Below are 17,701 nucleotides of genomic sequence, written 5' to 3'. Positions count from 1 at the left end.
CCAAGCCGACCGACCCGGCCTTGTTGACCCGCCGCGCCAGCCGCGCCGCGGCCCAGGCGCCGAGGGTGAGCGCCGCCGAGGCCAGCGGCCAGAACAGCCCCGGCGGTTCCGTTCCGGCCGGCGGGAAGTTGTCATGGATAGTGACGTAGAAGAAATAGGCGAAGATCAGCGACAGGAAGGCGGTGCCGTCGCCGATCATGGTGATGAACATCGCCCACCACCCGACCGATTTCGGGCCCGACATGTAGAGCGGCACCGTCACGCCGAGGCCGATGTCCTTCTCCGCCTTCTCCGGGATCATCGCCGTGCCGCGCCACAGCCAGACCAGGACCGAGATCGTGGTCAGCACCATGGCGACAACGGTGGCCCACCACCAGTGGAAGGTCGCGAAGATGAAGACGGCGCCCAGCAGGATCGCGGCGCCCATGGTCATGAATGTCGGACCGGGAACGCGCAGGCACTGCACCGGATCGCCGTCCAGCACGCTGGTCACCATCGTCTCGCGTTCCATCTCCTCGGCGTCCGGCAGATAGAAGCGGCCCTTGTCGTAGTCCTCCACGAACCCCGGCTGTTCCCACAGCGGGTAGCGTGTCTTGATCACGGGGACGCAACGCACGCCCCATTCCTTGCCGGGAACCTCGGCCAGCCATTCGAGCGTCCCGGCGTTCCAGGTGTTGCGCTCCGCGTAGGGCTGTTTCCCCTTCGGCCGCAGCACGTCGAAGACGACGATGAGGAAGCCGGAGGCGAAGACGAAGGCGCCGATCGTGGACAGCAGGTTTGGCAGATCGAGCCCGATTCCCGTCGGATAGGTCCACACCCGCCGCGGCATTCCCATCAGACCGGACAGGTGCATGGGGAAGAACGCCAGATTGAACCCGACGAACATCAGCCAGAAGGCGACCTTGCCCAGCCGGTCCGACAGCCGCCTCATGCCGACCAGCGGCCAGTAGTAATAGACGCCGGCGACGATCGGGAACAGCATGCCGCCGATCAGGACGTAGTGGAGGTGCGCCACGATGAAATAGGTGTCGTGCGCCTGCCAGTCGAACGGCGCCAGCGCCACCATGACGCCCGTCAGCCCGCCGATCACGAAGACCGCCAGCGCGCCGCTGACGAACAGCAGCGGCACCGACGGCACGACGCGGCCCGCCAGCAGTGTCGCGATAAAGACGAAGACCTGGACACCCGTCGGGATCGCGACCGCCTCGGACGCGGCGGAGAAGAAGCCCAGCGAGATCGACGGCAGCCCGGTCGCGTACATGTGGTGGACCCACAGCCCGAACGACAGGAAGCCGGTGCCGACCGCCGCCAGCACGATCCACGAATATCCGATCAGGGGGCGCCGCGCGAAGGTCGGCACGATCATGGCGACCAAGGCGATGGCCGGCAGGAAGACGATGTAGACCTCGGGGTGGCCGAAGATCCAGAACAGGTGCTGCCACAGCATCGGGTCGCCGCCCCGTTCCGGATCGAAGAACGGCCAATTGAACAGCCGCTCCATCTCGAACAGGATGTCGCCGGCGATCAGCGGCGGGAACGCGAACAGGATCATGCCGGCGACGACCAGGACGTACCACGCGTAGAGCGGCATCAGGTTGAGCCGCATGCCGGGTGGCCGGCATTTCAGCGTGCCGACGATCAGTTCGACCGCCGCCGCGATCGAGGCGACCTCGATGAACGACAGTCCCAGCAGCCAGATGTCCGGCCCATATCCCGGCGTGAACCGCTCCTGCGTCGTCAGCGGCGGATACATGAACCAGCCGCCCTCCGGCGCCGCCCCGAAGAAGATCGAGCCGGAGACGAAGACGCCGCCGATCAGGAAGCACCAATAGCCGAACGCCGACAGCCGGGGAAAGGGCAGGTCGCGTGCACCGAGCATCTGGGGCAGGATGACGATCGCCACCGCCTCGAAGATCGGCACGGCGAACAGGAACATCATCACCGTGCCGTGCAGCGTGTAGACCTGATTATAGAAGGCCGCCGTCAGGAAATCGTTCTCGGGCACCGCCAGCTGGACACGGACCATCAATCCCAGCACGCCGGCGAACAGCATGAAGGCGAAGGCGGTGGCGGTATACCAGATGCCAACTTCCGTATTGTTGACGGCCGACCAGTAGCGCCAACCCTTCGGCGTTTCCCAGACCTTCTCCAGCCGCTCCTCCTGACCCCGGCGGATCGCCTCGTCGTCGGGGATCGCCGCCGCGCCGCCAGGCGTGCCCCCAGTTGTGCCGGTCATCGCAGTTCTCCCAGCCAGCGGGCGATCACGGCGACCTCGTCATCGGGCAGCGCGCCGAAGGAAGGCATCTCCACGCCTGGCTTGACGTGGTCGGTGGCGCGGATGAAGTCGGCCAGGTTGGCCTCCGTGGTCTCGAGCAGGCCGGCGCCGATGGTCCGGCGCGAGGCGACATGGGTGAGGTCGGGGCCGACCGAGCCGTCGGCGGGCGTGCCCCGCACCGTGTGGCAGGCGGCGCAGCCATTCTCGATGAACCGATCGAGCCCGGGGCTGGCGACCACCGCAGCCGGCTCGGCTTGGGCCGCGACATGGGCGGCGTACGCATCCTCCGAGACGACGACGACGCGGAAGGCCATCTGGGCGTGGGCGCTGCCGCAGAACTCGGCGCAGACGCCGTTGTAGACGCCCTCGACGGTCGGCTCCAGGACAAGCCGGTTGACCCGCCCCGGGATCATGTCGGTCTTGCCGGCGAGCGCCGGCACCCAGAAGGAATGGATGACATCGGGACTGCCCAGCAGGATCTCGGTCCGGCGTCCGACCGGAATCCAGATCTCGTTGGCGCTCTCCACGCCGCCGGTCGGCAAGCTCTTGACGATGCCGGGCTCCCCCTCGACGTCATAGGCGACGCGCCACCAGAACCGCTCGCCGGATACCGCGATCCGCGGTCCATCGGCGGGGCGGCGGTATCCCGGCATCTCCTTGAGACCCCAGAACAGCAGCGCCGTCAGCACCACGGTCGGAAAGACGCAGCCACCCCAGATTATCAGCCGCACGCCGATCCGCGCGCCATCCTTGGCCGGCGTCGTCCGCACGGCGTACAGGCTGAGCCCGATGACGAACAGCCAGATCGCGGTACCGCCCGCCACCATGACGTAGAACAGGAATAGGACACTTTCGGATTCCGTTCCCGCGGCGGTGAAGGTCGACTGGGGACCGGCGCAGGCCGCCACGAGGGGCGACGTCGCCGCCAGGGCCGCCACGGCTCGGGGGATCCGGGCGCCGGCGGGACGATGGATCGTCCGGTGGAGCGCCTTGGGGAACGATCGTGTTTCTGTTGGGAAATCCGGCAAGTTCGGCCAAGCTCTTCAGGAAGTGGACGGGGAACCCTCCAGCGGTTTCCCGCTGGACGGTCGGCGGCTCCAGTCCGGATCGAATCCCGACGCTTGGTTGGCGCCGAAGCCAGGAATCCTACCGGCGTGCGGCCCACGACATGTGGACTTCATCACCCCGGAATCCCGCCTTTCCGCCGCATAGCGCGGTTATCACCGAATCTCGCACGCCGGAAACGAACCTTGCCGGGGAATGTTCCGCGCCTTTCCGAACGCGGCCGGCGATGGCGCGCGCCCGATCAGTTCGCCCGGTTCAGGCCGCCCGGATCAGGCCGCCTTGAATCAGGGCGGAAAACGCTTCGGCGGCTTCCTTCTCGCGGCGGTGACCCCCGATCATCAGGGCGCATTCGCCGCCGGTATCGGCGGAACAGTGGATATAGGCGGTCGCCAGGACATCGGCGGTGTCCACCGAATTCGTTCGAACGCTCCTCAAGGCGTCCCGCAAGGCGGTCACCTGCCGCCCGTCGAGTTCCTTGCAAGGTTCGATCAACAAGCCCGACCGTGTGCCGAAGTGTTCGTATGGGATCGGCTTGGAGACACCGGCGCGGGCGGCCAGATGTCCCAACGACAACCGGTCGGCCCCTTCCTCGTGGAGAACGGCGAGCGCCACATCGAGTAGTTGGCGCCGCCGATCCACCTTCGAGAGTCGGCCCGGGACCGTCTCGGGCGCGTCCGGTCACGGAAAATTGGTCACGATGTGGATTTCCTTCTTGTAGAACCTACCATAGGTAATCTACTAACCGTAATCTACAGATGGTAGGTTATGATGACCCAGGTTCGAAAGGTATCGCAATGTCACCAGCTCCCGTTCTCTTGGCCGGCGGTTCCGGCATGGTTGGCCGTCGGACGGCCCAATATCTTCGTGCCGCCAGCCCCGACGTTCCCCTGCTGATCGGCGGCCGTGACCTCGCCAAGGCGAAAGAGGTCGCGGCTGTGATTGGCAACGCCGAAGGCGTGGCGCTCGATCTCACGGCCGACGATCTCGGCCTTGGCGGGCGGGAGGTCGGCGCCGTCGCCGTCTTCGTCAAGGATGACGCGATTTCCAGCCTCCGGTTCGCCCAGGCACGGGGCGTGCCCCATGTCGGCATCTCCTCTGGCGCGTCCGAGATCGCCCCCGAGGTGGCGGCCTATGTCCAATCGCCGGGCGCCTCGGCGGTGGTTCTCGGCGCTGAATGGCTGGTCGGTGCCGTGACGGTACCCGCGCTGGAGTTCGTCAAGGACTTCCGCCACGTCCACGACATCACCATCGGCGCGCTGTTGGACGAACAGGATACCGGCGGACCGGCGGCGGCCATCGACATGCGGCGCTTGGGCGAGATCCTGCCGGCGGCGCTCACCCGCCGCGACGGCGCCTTCTTCTGGCGCCTCGGCGAGGATGCCGAAGCCCGGTTCCGCGCCATCGACGGCACCGAGATGGAGGCCGTGGCCTTTTCACCCTTCGACGTCATGGGACTGGCCGCCGCGACCAGTGCCCCGAACGTCCAATTCAACCTCGCCACGGGCGTCAGCTCGACACGGCGCCGTGGGGAACCGATGTCGACAGAGATCATCATCGAACTCGCCGGTGAGGATCACGCGGGCCAGCCCCTCCGCACCCGCCACGCCATCCTCCATCCCGAAGGACAGATGCCCTTGACCGCTCTCGGCGTCGCCATGGTTCTCGAACGGCTGATCGGCCTCGACGGCGAGCCGGCGACACCGCCCGGCCTCTACTTCCCGTATCAGCTCCTCGAATCCCGAGCCTACTTCGAACGTCTGGACAGGATCGGCGGCAAGGTCATGACGCTGGACGCGCGCTGACGCGAGGCGATTGGATCGTGTCGAAGAGCTGAGTTTCGACAAGCCCTTCAGGAGGTGCGCGGGAATGTTCCGTGCCGTCCTGAAGGCGCCGCCGAACGGACGATCGTCGAAACCAAAGCATCACGCGTTATATACCCAAAAACATTTCCATAATCTTGATTATGAGATCGGTGAACCAGCTTGAATTCATCCGCTCCGCCCTACCGCCCCGCCATCAGCGGCCGCAGGGCGTCGGTCACGCCGTTGACCGCGATCTCGGTGCCGATGCACAGCAGCAGGAACGCGGTCAGCCGCGTCAGGACCCGCGAGCGGGCCTGTCCCAGCAGCCCCACCAGCCGGTCGGCCGACGCGTAGGCCAGCCAGACGACCAGCGCCATCACCAGCGCCGCCGCCGAGGCGCCGACGAAGAACGACAGGAAGCCCCGCTCGCCCGCCGGCAGGTTGGAGCCCAGGGCGATCGCCACCGCGATGGTGCCGGGGCCGGTCGTGAAGGGTATGGTCAGTGGGAAGAACGCGACGTCCTCGGCGCCCTCGGCGTGGGAAGCCTGTTCCTGCTTCCGCTCCTCGGTGGTCTCGGGCGCCTGCAGCAGGCTCCAGGCCCGCGACGCCACATAGATGCCGCCGGCGATCCGCAGGGCGGCCAGACTGACACCGAAGAACGCCAGGATATAGGCGCCACCCCACAGCGCCCCCAGCATGACCAGCGCCGAATAGACACCGATCCGCCGCGCGATGTTCAACCGCTCGGCGTGGCTGCGGTCGGCGGTGACCTGACTGAAGATCAACGCGGAGCCGAGGGGATTGACGATCGAGAACAGGGCGGAGAGGGCGAGGAGGAAGCTTTGCGCCGCGGGTATGCTGTCCATTCGTCTCCGGCCTCGCCCGTTCGCGCCAAATCCAGTGCCCGCGAAGACCCTGGATCCGCGCTCCATGCCATTTCTATCCGAAGATCAGGTTCGGCACCAGAAGCACCAGTCGCCGGATGAGGATCAGCAGGATGTGGCCGATTTCAGTGACGCGGGTCGGCGTTTCCTGCAGGTTGGATGGACGGATGTTGGCGTAGGTCGGTTCGGCGCCGTCGATCGCGCGCTGCTGCAATCCCGGATAGATGTCGCCGAAGCTCATCGCGGTCGGGGCGGCACCCAGCGCCCGGACCGACTCCTGCCAGATCGGGGCCGGCGGGGTGCGGATGCGCAGGCCCGACAGGTCGCCGGGGTTTCGCACGTCCGAGTTGGTGAACATGTGGCGCTCGCCCTGGACGAAATCGAAGCGGACCACCTTCAGGCCATGAGTCTCGGCCAGTTCCCACCGCCATCCCTTGACACCCTCCAGCTCGGCGAGCGCGAAGGCGTCCTTCAGCGTCTCGACGAAATAGGGACCGTTCGGCACCGTGATCTCGCGGACATAGTTGCCGTGGCGGGCCGCGTCGGTGTTCTGGCCGCCCTTGGTCCACTCCTCGACCCGCTCAGGAAAGCCTGCTGATAGGCTTCGGCCGGGCTATGGACGTGGTTGAACCGGAGAACGTAGTCCTGTGCCTGCACGGTCGCGACATTCGCCGACAGCATGAGGCCGGTGGCGCCCAGCAGGGTCGCCAGCCGCTTTTTGAGGGTGTTCACTTTATCATCTCCCCAGTTGATGTTTTTGATTTGACCGAACAATTCGCGTTTCCAGCCGATCTTGCACACTTGTATCCAAGAATGCAAAAATGCTACTAAGCTATCCAAGGGAGAGCCATAATGAGAATCGAAGGTATTTCGACCAGCTTGCACCGCCTGCCGCCGGCATCGCCGTGGGAGGATGCGACGAACAAGGTACAGTCGCTCGAATTCATCGTCGTGGAACTTGTCACCAACACGGGAATAGTTGGGACTGGGCTTAGCTACACGGTAGACATTGGCGGCACCGCGATCAGAACTTTGATCGACGATTATCTTTCCAACCTTATCATCGGAATGGATCCGCTCGACTACGAACGGGTTTGGACCAAACTCGCCGGTCAGTCCCGCCGGCTCGGCCTGGGTGTCAACTCGATGGCCATCGCGGCGATCGACGTCGCCGTCTGGGACATCATCGGCAAGCATCACGGCATGCCGCTCCACCGTCTGGTGGGTGGTGCCCGTTCCAGCATTCCTTCCTATATCAGCGAGATCAACCTGAGCGCCGGGGACACGGCCGGCGATCTGGCGGCGCGCGCCAGGGACTATGTCTCGCGGGGCTTTTCCAGCATCAAGATCAAGATCGGCAAGCCGGACCTGGACGAGGACATCGAGCGTATTCGCGTGGTCAAGGAAACGCTGCCGCCGGGCGGCCGCCTGATGGTCGACCTCAACCAGAAATGGGACACCGCGCAGGCGATCCAGGCCGTCGCCCAGCTGGACCCGCTGGGTCTCGCCTGGATCGAGGAGCCGATGGTCCACCACGATGTCCGCGGCCACGCCGAGCTGCGGCGCCAGGCCAGCATGCCGATCGCCTTGGGCGAAAGCCTCCACGGCAAGTCGCAATTCCTCGAATACCTGCGCGCCGACGCGGTCGACATCGTCCAGGCCGATGTGGCCTTCGTGGGCGGCGTCACCGAATGGCTGAAGATCGCCCACCTGGCCGAGACCTTCGGCAAGCCGATCGCCCCCCACTACATGATGGAGCTGTCGCTGCCGCTGCTGTGCGGCGTGCCCAACGGCTTCATGCTGGAGGACGTGGTCGGCGGCAGCCTGACCGAGCTTGGGCTGCTGGAGATCCCCATCGCGACCCGGGATGGCGTCGGCATCCCGTCGGACCGGCCGGGGCACGGCATCGTCTTCGACAAGACAGCCCTCGCGGCGTGCTCCGTGGATTCGGCCGCCGTCCGGAGTAGCTTCTCCGGGGGGAGCAAACGGTAGCTCCCCTCAACCGGTACCCTTGATGGAGCCCGTGAGCGCCAGGTGGAGAAGATGATGACGGACAGGGTGGTACTTGAAAGGAACACGCTCGACAGCATGGTCCATGGCGAATTGCGGAAGCGGATCATCTCGCTGGCGCTCCGCCCTGGCTCGATGATCTTCGAGAACGCGGTCGCGGAGGAATTCGGTGTCAGCCGCACTCCCGTGCGCCAAGCTTCTCCCGACTGGGGCCATCACGGCCAACGACGTCGAGGCGACCAAGGCGCAATCGCTGGCCCACCTCAAGATGCTCGAATCCATGCGCGAGGACATCTTCAGCCGGCACGGCGACTTCTTCGAACAGCCAATCCCGCCGAACAAGCAACCTTGAACGGCCACTTCAGCACCGAGGAACCGGATCCCATGAACAAGCGCTCCATCCGCAGCTACACCTGGATCCCCCGCTGGAGCACCCAGGACGGCGCCTACGCGATCGAGCGAGCCGCGGCCTTGGGCTAAGGCCACATCGTCGTGCCGATCCGCGACCACGAGACGATCGAGCCCGGCGCCATCGCGGATCTTTGCGAAAAGGCTGGCATCAAGGCGGTCAGCACCTCGCCGCTCCAGGTCGACAACGACATCTCCAGCACCGCTCCGGAGATCCACGAGCGCGGTGTCGACCGGCATTGCGCGGCGCTGGCCTTGGCGCGCGACATGGGCTCGGACCGCATGGGCGGCATCCTCTACGGCGCCTTCGGCAAGGCCACCAAGGTCGCGATGGAGGAGAACTTCCAGGCGTCGGCCGACGGGCTGCGGATCGTGGCTGAGCGGGCCAAGTCGATGGGCATGCGGCTGACATTGGAAGTCGTCAATCGCTACGAGACCAACTTGATCAACACGGCGGCCGACGCGATCCGCATGATCGGGCTGATCGGCATGGACAATGTCTTCGTCCACCTCGACACGCTCCATATGAACATCGAGGAGGACGACATGCTGGGCGCCCTCGACCTCGCCATTCCCCACCTGGGCTATTTCGAGATCGACCAGAACCACAGGGGCCGCCTGACCCAGGGCTCGATCGACTTCGCGCCCATGCTCCGCCGGCTCAAGGCCGCCGACTACCAGGGCCTGATCGGAGTCGAGGCGTTCTCCTCGGCGGTGTCCCACCCCGACATCACCGCCGGCGTCGCGGCCTGGCGGAACATGTTCGCCCATGGCGACGAGGTGGCGCGCGATGGCCAGTTCCTGCTCGACCAGCACGGTCTCTGAAACCAATCCCCGCCGTCCACGGCGCCATGCTGGAATCGCGGGTCGGCGTCTCGTCCAGGTGATGGCGTTTTTCGCCGCGGGACGTTTCAACGCCTCCCCTGCCCCACCATATCGTCGCGCTGTCGAGGAACAGCCACCGGCACCCGCCGCCCGGCCGAGACCCATGGCGTAGGGATCAAGGGACGATGGGATCAACCGACGTGGGGGGCCGGCCGCGCGCCGCCTCCGGCTCTGGCTCCGGCCTCGGACTGGGCAAGCTCTACGGTGCGCTGTGGCGTCACGCCGAAGGCGGCAGGCACCTCGTCGTCGCCTTCGTCGTCCTGCTGGTCGCGGCGCAAACCGCGCGGCTGGCGATACCGTACTTCTTCGGCAACGCCGTCAACGACCTCCAGAAGGGCGGCAACGAGGGCGTGCCCCAGGCCGCCGTCGACATGCTCTGGATGCTGGGCTTCTCGATCCTGGGCTGGGCGCTGCATGGCCCGGGCCGCGTGATCGAGCGGTTCACGGCGCTGCGCATCCGCGAGCGCTTCGTCGATGTCTTGTACCGCAAGCTGATGTCGCTGCCGATGGGCTGGCATGAGAGCCACCACACCGGCGACACGATCCAGCGGATCGGCAAGGCCGACGCGGCGCTGTTCGACTTCTCGCAGAACCAGTTCCTCTATCTCCAAAGCGTCGTCGGCTTGATTGGTCCCGTGGTCGCCCTGTGCGCGATCTCGGGCGTCACCGGTGCCGTCGCCATGGTTGGCTACGCCGCGCTGGGCGTCATTCTGTATCACCTGGACCGCGCCATGGCGCGGCTGGCCGACGACGAGAACCGGGCCGGCCGCCGCTATTCGGCCGAGCTGGTGGACAGCCTCGGCAACGTCTCCACCGTCATGACGCTGCGCCTCCAGGACGCCATGCGGGTGGCGCTGACCCGGCGGCTGCGCGAGATGTTCGCCCCGATCCGGCGGAGCGTCCTGATCAACGAGGCCAAATGGTGCACGCTCGACCTCGTCGGCAACGTCTTCCGGCTGGGGCTGGTGGCGCTCTATGTCTGGCTGCTCTGGCGCGAGGGCGCCGCGATCATGGTCGGCACCGCCGTCATGGTCTACCAGTATTCCCAGCAAATCGGCGACACCGTCGGCACCATCGCCAACCACTGGCAGGGCGTCGTCCGCGCCCATGTCGACCTCGGCGGGGCCGACGAGATCCTGGACGCGCCGAGCCGTTCCGGGCTGACCGGCGCCATCGAGCCGGATTGGCGCGCGATCGCGATCGGCGGCTTGACCTTCCGCCACCCGAACCACCGCTCGCCCACGCTGGACCCCAAGCCCACCCTGGATGATATCGCGATCGGCCTTCGCCGCGGCTCCCGCATTGCCCTGGTGGGCGAGAGCGGATCAGGCAAAAGCTCGCTCATGCGGGTGCTCAGCGGCCTCTACGACGCCGACCGGATCGGCATCGCCGTCGATGGCGTGCCGCATCCCGATCTGGCGGGGCTCGGCGCCATCTCCACCCTGATCCCGCAGGATCCGGAGATCTTCGAGAACACGGTTGCGTACAACATCACCATGGGGCTCGATTACTCGGCGGCGGAAATCCAGCGCGCCTGCGATCTCGCCTGTCTGACCCCCATCGTGGATCGCATGCCCCTGGGGTTGGACACCGTCATCGTCGAGCGCGGCGGCAACCTGTCGGGCGGCCAGAAGCAGCGGCTGGCGCTGGCGCGCGGCATCCTGGCGGCCAAGCGCAGCTCCCTGATCATGCTGGACGAGCCGACCAGCAGCCTGGACCCCGCGACCGAGGCACGCGTCTACGCCAACCTGATGGCGGAGTTCCCGGAGGCCTGCCTCGTCTCCTCGATCCACCGGCTGCACCTGCTGACGCGGTTCGACACCATCGTCTTCATGCGCGACGGCCAGATCGCCGACGCCGGAACCCTGGACGAGCTGATCGCGCGCCAGCCCCGGTTCCGCGAGATGTGGCGCGAGGTCACCCGCTCGGAGCAACGCGACGCGCTGGCCGCCGGGACCTGATCGGAAGGCGCCATCCACGGCCGGAGATTGGCCTCGGCCTGTCCCGCATCCAGGATAGGCGATCCCGGTTCATCGAGGGTCGGAGAGCGAGGGGCGAAGCCCGAGATAGACCGATGTCGTCGATCTCAGGTCCAGCGCGGAGGTCAAACGCGACAGGGTGGCGTCCAACCGCGTCAATCGGGAGTGGACATCCGCCGAAAGGCGCAGATCAAGCTCCGGAATGAGGGGTTCGCCCTCATGACCCTCGCTCTTGAAACGGTCGCGTTCCCGCTGGGCCAGCAACATGTATGTCCGCGCTCGGTCGGCCAAATAGGCGATGCCGGACCTGAACCACGGAGCACCGGCATCGGGCAGCTTCAACAATTCTCTCACCGCCTCGGGGTGCCTGCCCTCCCGGGCCAAAAACTCGATCCGGATCGCCCTGACATCGGGATATGACATGAGGTGTTCCGTGCTGTTGCCGGCCATCCAGCACCTCATGAAATCGATCTCGTTGGCGCGCAGCAGGACATAGCCCCCAAGAATGCCGCCGAGGATCGATGGCCGGTTTCCGCCGAGGAACGACTCGGCCTGATCGACGGTCCGCTTCGACATGAACCGCGCTTCCGGCGCGAAGCCAAGATCGACGTAACGGAAGAAGGCGTTGACGTCCGCCCGTCCGAAATCCAGTTCGGCCGCCGGCTGGCGATCGGGATCATGGCATAGCGTGATCGTTGTCGGCCCCGCGTGATCGACAGGTATGGCGAAATGCCGGATCTGGTCGCCCTGGGTCACCCGCAAGAGGCATGGCTGATCCTCCCGGGTGATCGTCAGCGTCGACATCCCGGCCTTCGACGAAGCCCGCGATAGGGAGGATGGTCCATTTGGATTCATCCAGTAATCCAGCCAGGAACCCTGGATGAGTTCGCACTCGGGCGGCACCTCGGACTTGTCCTGCGCATCCCTGGACAAGGGAATGACCAGAGCCGGAATGGAAAGGGAAGGAGGAACGGCGACGGCGTCGAACTCCATTGGGCTTCCTTCGCTCAAGTCCTCATCGAGGACCGAGGACAGGCTCGATAGGATGACCTCCAGGGCTTCGTCACCAACATCCGCGCCGATCTCCATCGGGGAGTCGGCCGCCGCCTGTTCCCCATCGGGAAGGGTCGCAGTGACGAGATAACTGCCGGGCGACAGGCTGATCCGCTGATCGGAGAAACCCCGCGCGCGCACGACCATGCTTCGGAGGTCGCGGATCTCCACCGGAACCGCCCCACCCTCGCCCGACGCCGATCGATCGACCCTGACCACGACGGCGCCGGTCTTTTCGGTCGTCATCGTCCACCCTCCGTCGGTCCGGCTCCAGACCCCGCCGGCGCGGTCGCCACCACGGGAGGCGTCAGAACGGACGACAGGTTATGCCGCCAAGGCACCTTGAAGCGGTTGTTGATGAAAATCAGCTTGGAATAGGGACTGACGCGGAGGCGATCGGACGTCACCCTGAGGTTATACGGCCCGGCGGTGACACCGGTCGCCCTGATCCGTTCGGTTTGCCAGGGCCGCTCGTTGAAAATGTGATTCGTCTCCTGATCGGAGATCGCGATCGCGCAGTTGTTCAGCAGCGACGTGGGCAGGATCTCGACTTCGACATCGACCCTGGGCGGCTCCGCGAGGTTGACCAGCACCGGATCCTTGACGAGGCTCGACAGGACGATGTCCTGGACGGGGCCATGCAGTGTCATATGGCGCTCCATGGCGACCTTCAGGCTGGTCGCCTTGACGGGCCAGGTGGTGCCGCCCTCGCCATCATCCTCCGGATCATCGGCCCCATTCCCCAGCCCATGCAGCAGGGCTCGCGCGAACACGGTTTCCCGGCCGCGCCAGCCGGTCGCCACCGACCCGTCCACCGTCGCGAAGTAAACCGGGGCTTCCCGCCGATCCAAGGTGTTGACCGCCACGTCGAAGACGTCGGGTGGCTGGGGATTGTGGAGGTTCTTGGCGGGATCCGGCATGTATCGGCAGCAATCGACGAAGTAGAATTGCCGGTTCGCGATCTTGGCGAATTGGGCCGAGGGCGCCATCCCATTCCGCACATTACTGAAACGCGCGCAACGGTCGAGAGCCGTCCAATCCGGTTCGAAGATGTCGGCGAACATCATGATGGCCTCTTCTGGCCCAAGTTGGATGCCGTGACCTCCGAAATAGAAGAAGGTGACGTTCTCCGGATCATCCATGGCATCCTTCCGCCAAGCGCTCGCCGCGATCTGGAAGTTGCTCCGGGTCGCCAACGGGACGTCGTTGCCGGGACCGAGATTGGCGCGAGCCGTGAGAAAGGCCCGCAACGCGGGCTCGGCCGTCAATTCCGTCTCCGATGGCGAGAGCAATAGTCGGCAAGTCTTGAGCGGCGATGCCAAGGTCGCTCCCGCCTGTTCCAGCCAATCCTTCAAGCGAAAGGCGCTGAGGGCGGGAGCTCCCAGTTTCTTCAGATCCCACGTGGCGGGATCGGGGGGATCGTCGTGGTCCGGCAGATGGTCGTATTCGCTGACCCCCACGATCAGCGCGTGAAGTCCGGGACCTTTGACGGCCGCGCGATTATCGATGATCAGCGAATTGGACATGGCGCTCGCTCCCACCCCGTTCCGACACCGGCCGGTTGATCCTCAGATACGTGAGCAGATGGCCCTGACGGCCGCGATGTCGCCGACGCTCAAGCCGGATCGCTGGCCCATCTCCGGTCCGTTCCGGCGCGGCCGAATGGTCGGTTGCCCGTTCCTGGAAAACGCGTTGGACGGATAATGCATGATCGAACCGTAATCGTAGTAGTTGAGATCGATCCCATCGGTGATGTGCTGTTCGAAGTTGTGGCTGTATCGCGGATCCATGTTCGACCACAGGATTTCGACCCAGGCGTCACGGTCGATGCGGCTTTGTTCATGCCACAGCCCGACGGTATGGCCGATCTCATGGATCAGGTTGCCCGTGGTGCAACCTGGCCCAACGATGATCTCCTGCCGACCGCCCTGGCGACCGACCGCGGAGGCGCATCCCGAGCCGGGCACGAACTCGACATAGTCGGAACCGGCCGAGTGGGGCTCCAGCCTGATCGGAGTCATCTCATGCCAGTGCTTGATGGCGTCGTACACGCGATACTGATCCCTCAGGGCCGGATGGATCCGGAATGGAATCTTCCCGTTCTTCCACCTGTAACGGTCGCCTATGATGGCGCTGCCCATCACCTCGTTTGTTTCCAACTGGCTCGGATTGGCGAGCAGATGGTCGGCGGTGGCCTTCATGTCGGCATGGGTGCCCAGGATGATGCAGCCCTCGCAGACGGCCAGCGTCTTCTTGCCCGGTTGCTGGTCCTCGTCCGTGACATGCTCGTAGTCATCGACCTCGACCGCCGCATACTGGACCGCGGTCCAGGGCTTGTCGTGTTGCGGCTTGATGAACGCTCTGTGGACCTCGCCCCCAACAAGATAGCCATGCTTGTGTTGATCAGTCATTTCCACTCTCCTTTTCGCAAACCTATGTTTGGTTATTATTGTGATGACCGCTCTTTTTCTGCTTTTTTACCCAATTTTTACTGGGTCACGGCCACTGGAATTCTCCAGGCCCAGCGCGGATCGACGCCATCCCAGGGTATCGAGACCACGTTGCGAAGATCGCCCGGCTGAGGTTCCGCGGCCGCGTCCCGCCGCACCTCGGCGCTCAGGATCAGTCTGGCGCGGGGTGGCACGGCTCCGATCGCCAAGCTGAAAGGCAAGGACGAGAGCACGCCGGCGGGTGCCGGAAACCGCGTCTCCGCCAGTTGGATGGCCGGAGCGTCCACCAGGGACACGTCGAGCAGGACGACCCTGACAAGCCAGCCCTCCAGATCGAGCGGTCCGGGCAATTCGACGACACCCATGATTTCCCGCACCCCTCCAGCCCTTCCGCTGGTCAAATCGGTCTGGCCGCGAAGACGACGCGATCGCGATCCGACTTCCGCCAAGCCCAGTTCAGGGTTTTCGCCCGTTCACCGGTGCCGCCGAGCGACCCCCAATAGACGGTCGGGTATTTGCCATACGCGGCGTCGAGCGGTCCGCTCACCACGACGGCGACATGGCCGTGACCGCGGGCCGGGTCGTGATCGGAGGACTTCAGCCCCGCGATCACGAACTCTCCCTTGTCCGCCGCGTCCTTCGCGTCGACGCCCCGTCGCAGGATCCGCCACCCGGCCGAGTGGATATCGCCGACGATCCCATCCGCGTCGCCGGTCAGGGTGATGCCGAGCTGCGCGGCGACATCCTTGACGAAACCGCTGCAATCCGCCTTGTTGGCCGGCCACTCGGCCTCGCATGCCGCGATGATGCGATTGGCGTCCCCAGGCATGACCGGCGTGGCGTCGGCATCGGAGAGCAGCCGGACCTTCTCGGTGAGGACGGCTCCGACCGCCGCGATCGCTGCGGCGCTCGCCGCCGCGGCGACGGGTGCCATGTCCGGCTGTGGGGCGTCGAACGCCGGCCGTGTCGCCGCCTCGATCTCCCCTGGTATGTAGTAGTCGGCTGGGACGGTCTTGCGGCGGCCATCGAGAAACCAGTCCATGTCGAAGTTCGGCGACTTCTTGACCAGCCCGATCAGCACCGTGAAATACCCGAAGAAACCTATGAACAAGCCAACGCCATAAGCCCCGAACAGGTCGGCCTTGGGATCGAACAAGGTCGTGACCGCGGCGCCTCCGATCACGCCGACCAGGGTCGTTATGTCACTGAGCTGGACATCACCCTTGCGGTAGCGATTGACGTAGTAGATGTACCAGCCGATCAGAACTCCGAAGGAGCCGGCGCCAAGCAACTTGATGACCATGTTCGACCCTTCCTATCCGATACTCTGGCTTCCGTCGCGGGGTCTCCGTCCCGTTTGGCCGCCCTGGGCATGGGTGACGAAAGCCCAATACCCGAGAACACCAATTCCAGCACCGGCGAGAACCATCACCGCTCCCGCCATCGGTCCGACGCCGGCTCGTTGAACCGTCGCCAGCGCCGAGGAGACGAGGCCGAACGCGAACAGCAGCGACCGCCACCCACCCCGGGCCGTGTGGACGAACCAAGCGGCGATCCACCCGATCGGAACCCCGAATGCCAAAGCGCACAGCAAGGCCGTTCCCATCCTTCGTGTCGAGCGCCGCCCAGTCCAAGCTCCCCAACCCTCAGTCGCCGCTGAAAAGCGACGTCGATTCCCGCCTGATGGCCTCCTCGTTTTCCTGAACCACCTTCAGGAGTTGGGCCATGACATCCTTCGCCGCCGCCGTTTCGAACACCGTCGCCGTGATCGTGAAGTTGCCGTCACCCCGATGGGAGACCTTGCCCTGATCATCGATCAGGACCGAACGGGGAACGGATGGGAACCAAGTGCTCGCGGCGGATTCGTCGACGCCATTCAGTCGAAGCGCGGGTTTGTCGAGGCTGAGTTGACCGAAGTTGATATTGGATGTGAAAGCCGTCTCCTTCACGGCGCGAACGTCCTTGCGTTCGTCCATCCAGACCGTTTCGATCGTCAAGATCATGTTCGAGACGAACCGCCCACCAGACCCGGTGCGCGCTTTCGTGTGGGAGTAGTTGAGGTACAAGGGAATCGCATGCACGGCGGCCGCATCCGGCGACAGTTCGAATTTCCCATAAAAATCGAAGACCGGCTCCTTGATGTCCGCCACGGACCGGCTCATTCGGAAGCACAGATAGCGCAATTCGCCATCCTCCCGGTAGAACTGTCCCGCCGCCCGGGCGCTGAAACTGGCCTCGTACATTTTCACCTCTCTTTCGATGAACGACTTCGCTTCCTTGATCGCCATGTCGGTGACCAGCGAGACGCCCAAGGCGAGGAGGGCGGCGTCGTTCTCCATTCTGGGCGCGGGCTGGCATTGCGACTTCAGAAGTTCCGCGGCCTCCGCCGGGAAGGGAAAGCTTTCATTCTCAATGAGCGTCAGTCTTGAGCTCTCATCCTTGATCCTCTCGCTTGACGCGTGGGGCGGGTAGGGAGAATCGATGGCATCGAAGCTTGAGCATGCCCCCATCAACAAAGCGGGAATGAAGCCCCATATGTATTTATATCTCATGAAACTTCCTTTTCTTCTTATATTTATAATTATTAAAAGATTACCATTGCATATCTAAGCATATTCTGGAGATATCATGCGGTCGTATTGAATTTTTTTCAAGATATTTACTTGCCAAACATGGTAAATTTGGGATTTTTCAATGTCAATACAAAACACTGGGTTTTCGTTATTTTTGATAGTAGATTGACGGGTGGTGTAATTCATGGGCATGCGGCGCGCTTTGGCGGCGGTTACCGATCCATCGCCTGCCCCCCCCTGACGCGGTTCGAAAACCGTCACCCTCACGCGCGACGGCCGCGCCCCCGACATCCTGGACGAGCCGATCGGCCGATACT

At 64.7% G+C, this 17,701-nt stretch carries 16 protein-coding genes and 1 pseudogene; 6 read left to right on the top strand and 11 right to left on the bottom strand.

Annotated features, from left to right (window positions below; translation table 11 throughout):
* The 3 genes from ctaD to N825_RS29630 all read right to left on the bottom strand — a co-directional run.
* Nucleotides 1-2,236: cytochrome c oxidase subunit I (gene ctaD / locus N825_RS29640; protein WP_051513531.1), on the bottom strand; the 2,236-nt coding region annotated here is incomplete at its 3' end.
* A complete protein-coding gene (locus tag N825_RS29635; RefSeq protein ID WP_084165177.1) occupies nt 2,233-3,303 on the bottom strand; it encodes a cytochrome c oxidase subunit II in 1,071 nt (356 codons plus the stop codon). The genes N825_RS29635 and ctaD, both read right to left, overlap by 4 nt.
* A 292-nt stretch (nt 3,304-3,595) precedes the next feature.
* Nucleotides 3,596-3,979: a TetR/AcrR family transcriptional regulator gene (locus tag N825_RS29630; protein ID WP_084165176.1), complete on the bottom strand. Its 384-nt coding sequence runs from the start codon at nt 3,977-3,979 to the stop codon at nt 3,596-3,598.
* Nucleotides 3,980-4,134: 155 nt separating this feature from the next.
* Between N825_RS29630 and N825_RS29625 the strand changes: the two genes are divergently transcribed.
* Nucleotides 4,135-5,142, top strand: coding sequence for a saccharopine dehydrogenase (locus N825_RS29625; protein WP_037459795.1), 1,008 nt, complete (start codon nt 4,135-4,137; stop codon nt 5,140-5,142).
* 200 nt (nt 5,143-5,342) lie between these two features.
* Here the strand turns inward: N825_RS29625 and N825_RS29620 are convergent, their stop codons facing one another.
* Nucleotides 5,343-6,008, bottom strand: a complete 666-nt coding sequence (locus N825_RS29620; RefSeq protein WP_037459794.1) for a MarC family protein — start codon at nt 6,006-6,008, stop codon at nt 5,343-5,345.
* A gap of 73 nt (nt 6,009-6,081) precedes the next feature.
* A complete protein-coding gene (dctP, locus tag N825_RS29615; protein WP_051513528.1) occupies nt 6,082-6,531 on the bottom strand; it encodes a TRAP transporter substrate-binding protein DctP in 450 nt (149 codons plus the stop codon).
* Between the two features lie 347 nt (nt 6,532-6,878).
* Here dctP and N825_RS29610 point away from each other — a divergent pair, with 347 nt between their 5' ends.
* The 5 genes and pseudogenes from N825_RS29610 to N825_RS29595 all read left to right on the top strand — a co-directional run bounded on the left by N825_RS29610 (nt 6,879) and on the right by N825_RS29595 (nt 11,290).
* Entirely contained in the window at nt 6,879-8,018 is a 1,140-nt protein-coding gene (locus N825_RS29610) for a mandelate racemase/muconate lactonizing enzyme family protein (protein ID WP_063833954.1), read from the top strand.
* Nucleotides 8,019-8,069: 51 nt separating this feature from the next.
* Nucleotides 8,070-8,177 (top strand): annotated as a pseudogene (locus N825_RS40950) (GntR family transcriptional regulator); the annotation flags it as partial.
* Nucleotides 8,178-8,205: 28 nt separating this feature from the next.
* Nucleotides 8,206-8,388 (top strand): hypothetical protein, encoded by a 183-nt coding sequence (locus N825_RS40545; RefSeq protein WP_037459793.1) that lies wholly within the window; start codon nt 8,206-8,208, stop codon nt 8,386-8,388.
* A 140-nt stretch (nt 8,389-8,528) separates the two neighbouring features.
* The gene (locus tag N825_RS29600; RefSeq protein ID WP_198038957.1) at nt 8,529-9,269 is read left to right on the top strand and encodes a sugar phosphate isomerase/epimerase family protein; all 741 of its coding nucleotides are present in this window, start codon (nt 8,529-8,531) and stop codon (nt 9,267-9,269) included.
* 185 nt (nt 9,270-9,454) lie between these two features.
* Nucleotides 9,455-11,290 (top strand): ABC transporter ATP-binding protein, encoded by a 1,836-nt coding sequence (locus N825_RS29595; RefSeq protein WP_051513524.1) that lies wholly within the window; start codon nt 9,455-9,457, stop codon nt 11,288-11,290.
* A 69-nt stretch (nt 11,291-11,359) separates the two neighbouring features.
* Here N825_RS29595 and N825_RS29590 read toward each other — a convergent pair whose 3' ends face one another.
* The 6 genes from N825_RS29590 to N825_RS29555 all read right to left on the bottom strand — a co-directional run bounded on the left by N825_RS29590 (nt 11,360) and on the right by N825_RS29555 (nt 17,363).
* Nucleotides 11,360-12,607, bottom strand: a complete 1,248-nt coding sequence (locus tag N825_RS29590) for a hypothetical protein (RefSeq protein ID WP_037459792.1) — start codon at nt 12,605-12,607, stop codon at nt 11,360-11,362.
* A complete protein-coding gene (locus tag N825_RS29585; protein ID WP_157619623.1) occupies nt 12,604-13,887 on the bottom strand; it encodes a caspase family protein in 1,284 nt (427 codons plus the stop codon). The genes N825_RS29590 and N825_RS29585 overlap by 4 nt, the downstream gene beginning before the upstream one ends.
* A gap of 42 nt (nt 13,888-13,929) precedes the next feature.
* A complete protein-coding gene (locus N825_RS29580) occupies nt 13,930-14,772 on the bottom strand; it encodes a M12 family metallopeptidase (protein WP_051513522.1) in 843 nt (280 codons plus the stop codon).
* A gap of 77 nt (nt 14,773-14,849) precedes the next feature.
* Entirely contained in the window at nt 14,850-15,176 is a 327-nt protein-coding gene (locus N825_RS29575; RefSeq protein ID WP_037459788.1) for a hypothetical protein, read from the bottom strand.
* A gap of 32 nt (nt 15,177-15,208) precedes the next feature.
* Nucleotides 15,209-16,114, bottom strand: a complete 906-nt coding sequence (locus tag N825_RS39895; RefSeq protein ID WP_051513519.1) for a hypothetical protein — start codon at nt 16,112-16,114, stop codon at nt 15,209-15,211.
* A gap of 343 nt (nt 16,115-16,457) precedes the next feature.
* Nucleotides 16,458-17,363: a hypothetical protein gene (locus N825_RS29555; RefSeq protein WP_157619622.1), complete on the bottom strand. Its 906-nt coding sequence runs from the start codon at nt 17,361-17,363 to the stop codon at nt 16,458-16,460.
* Nucleotides 17,364-17,701: the final 338 nt, after the last annotated feature.

It is taken from the genome of Skermanella stibiiresistens SB22 (assembly GCF_000576635.1).
Classification (GTDB): domain Bacteria; phylum Pseudomonadota; class Alphaproteobacteria; order Azospirillales; family Azospirillaceae; genus Skermanella; species Skermanella stibiiresistens.
This window is presented reverse-complemented; position numbering and strand designations above follow the sequence as displayed.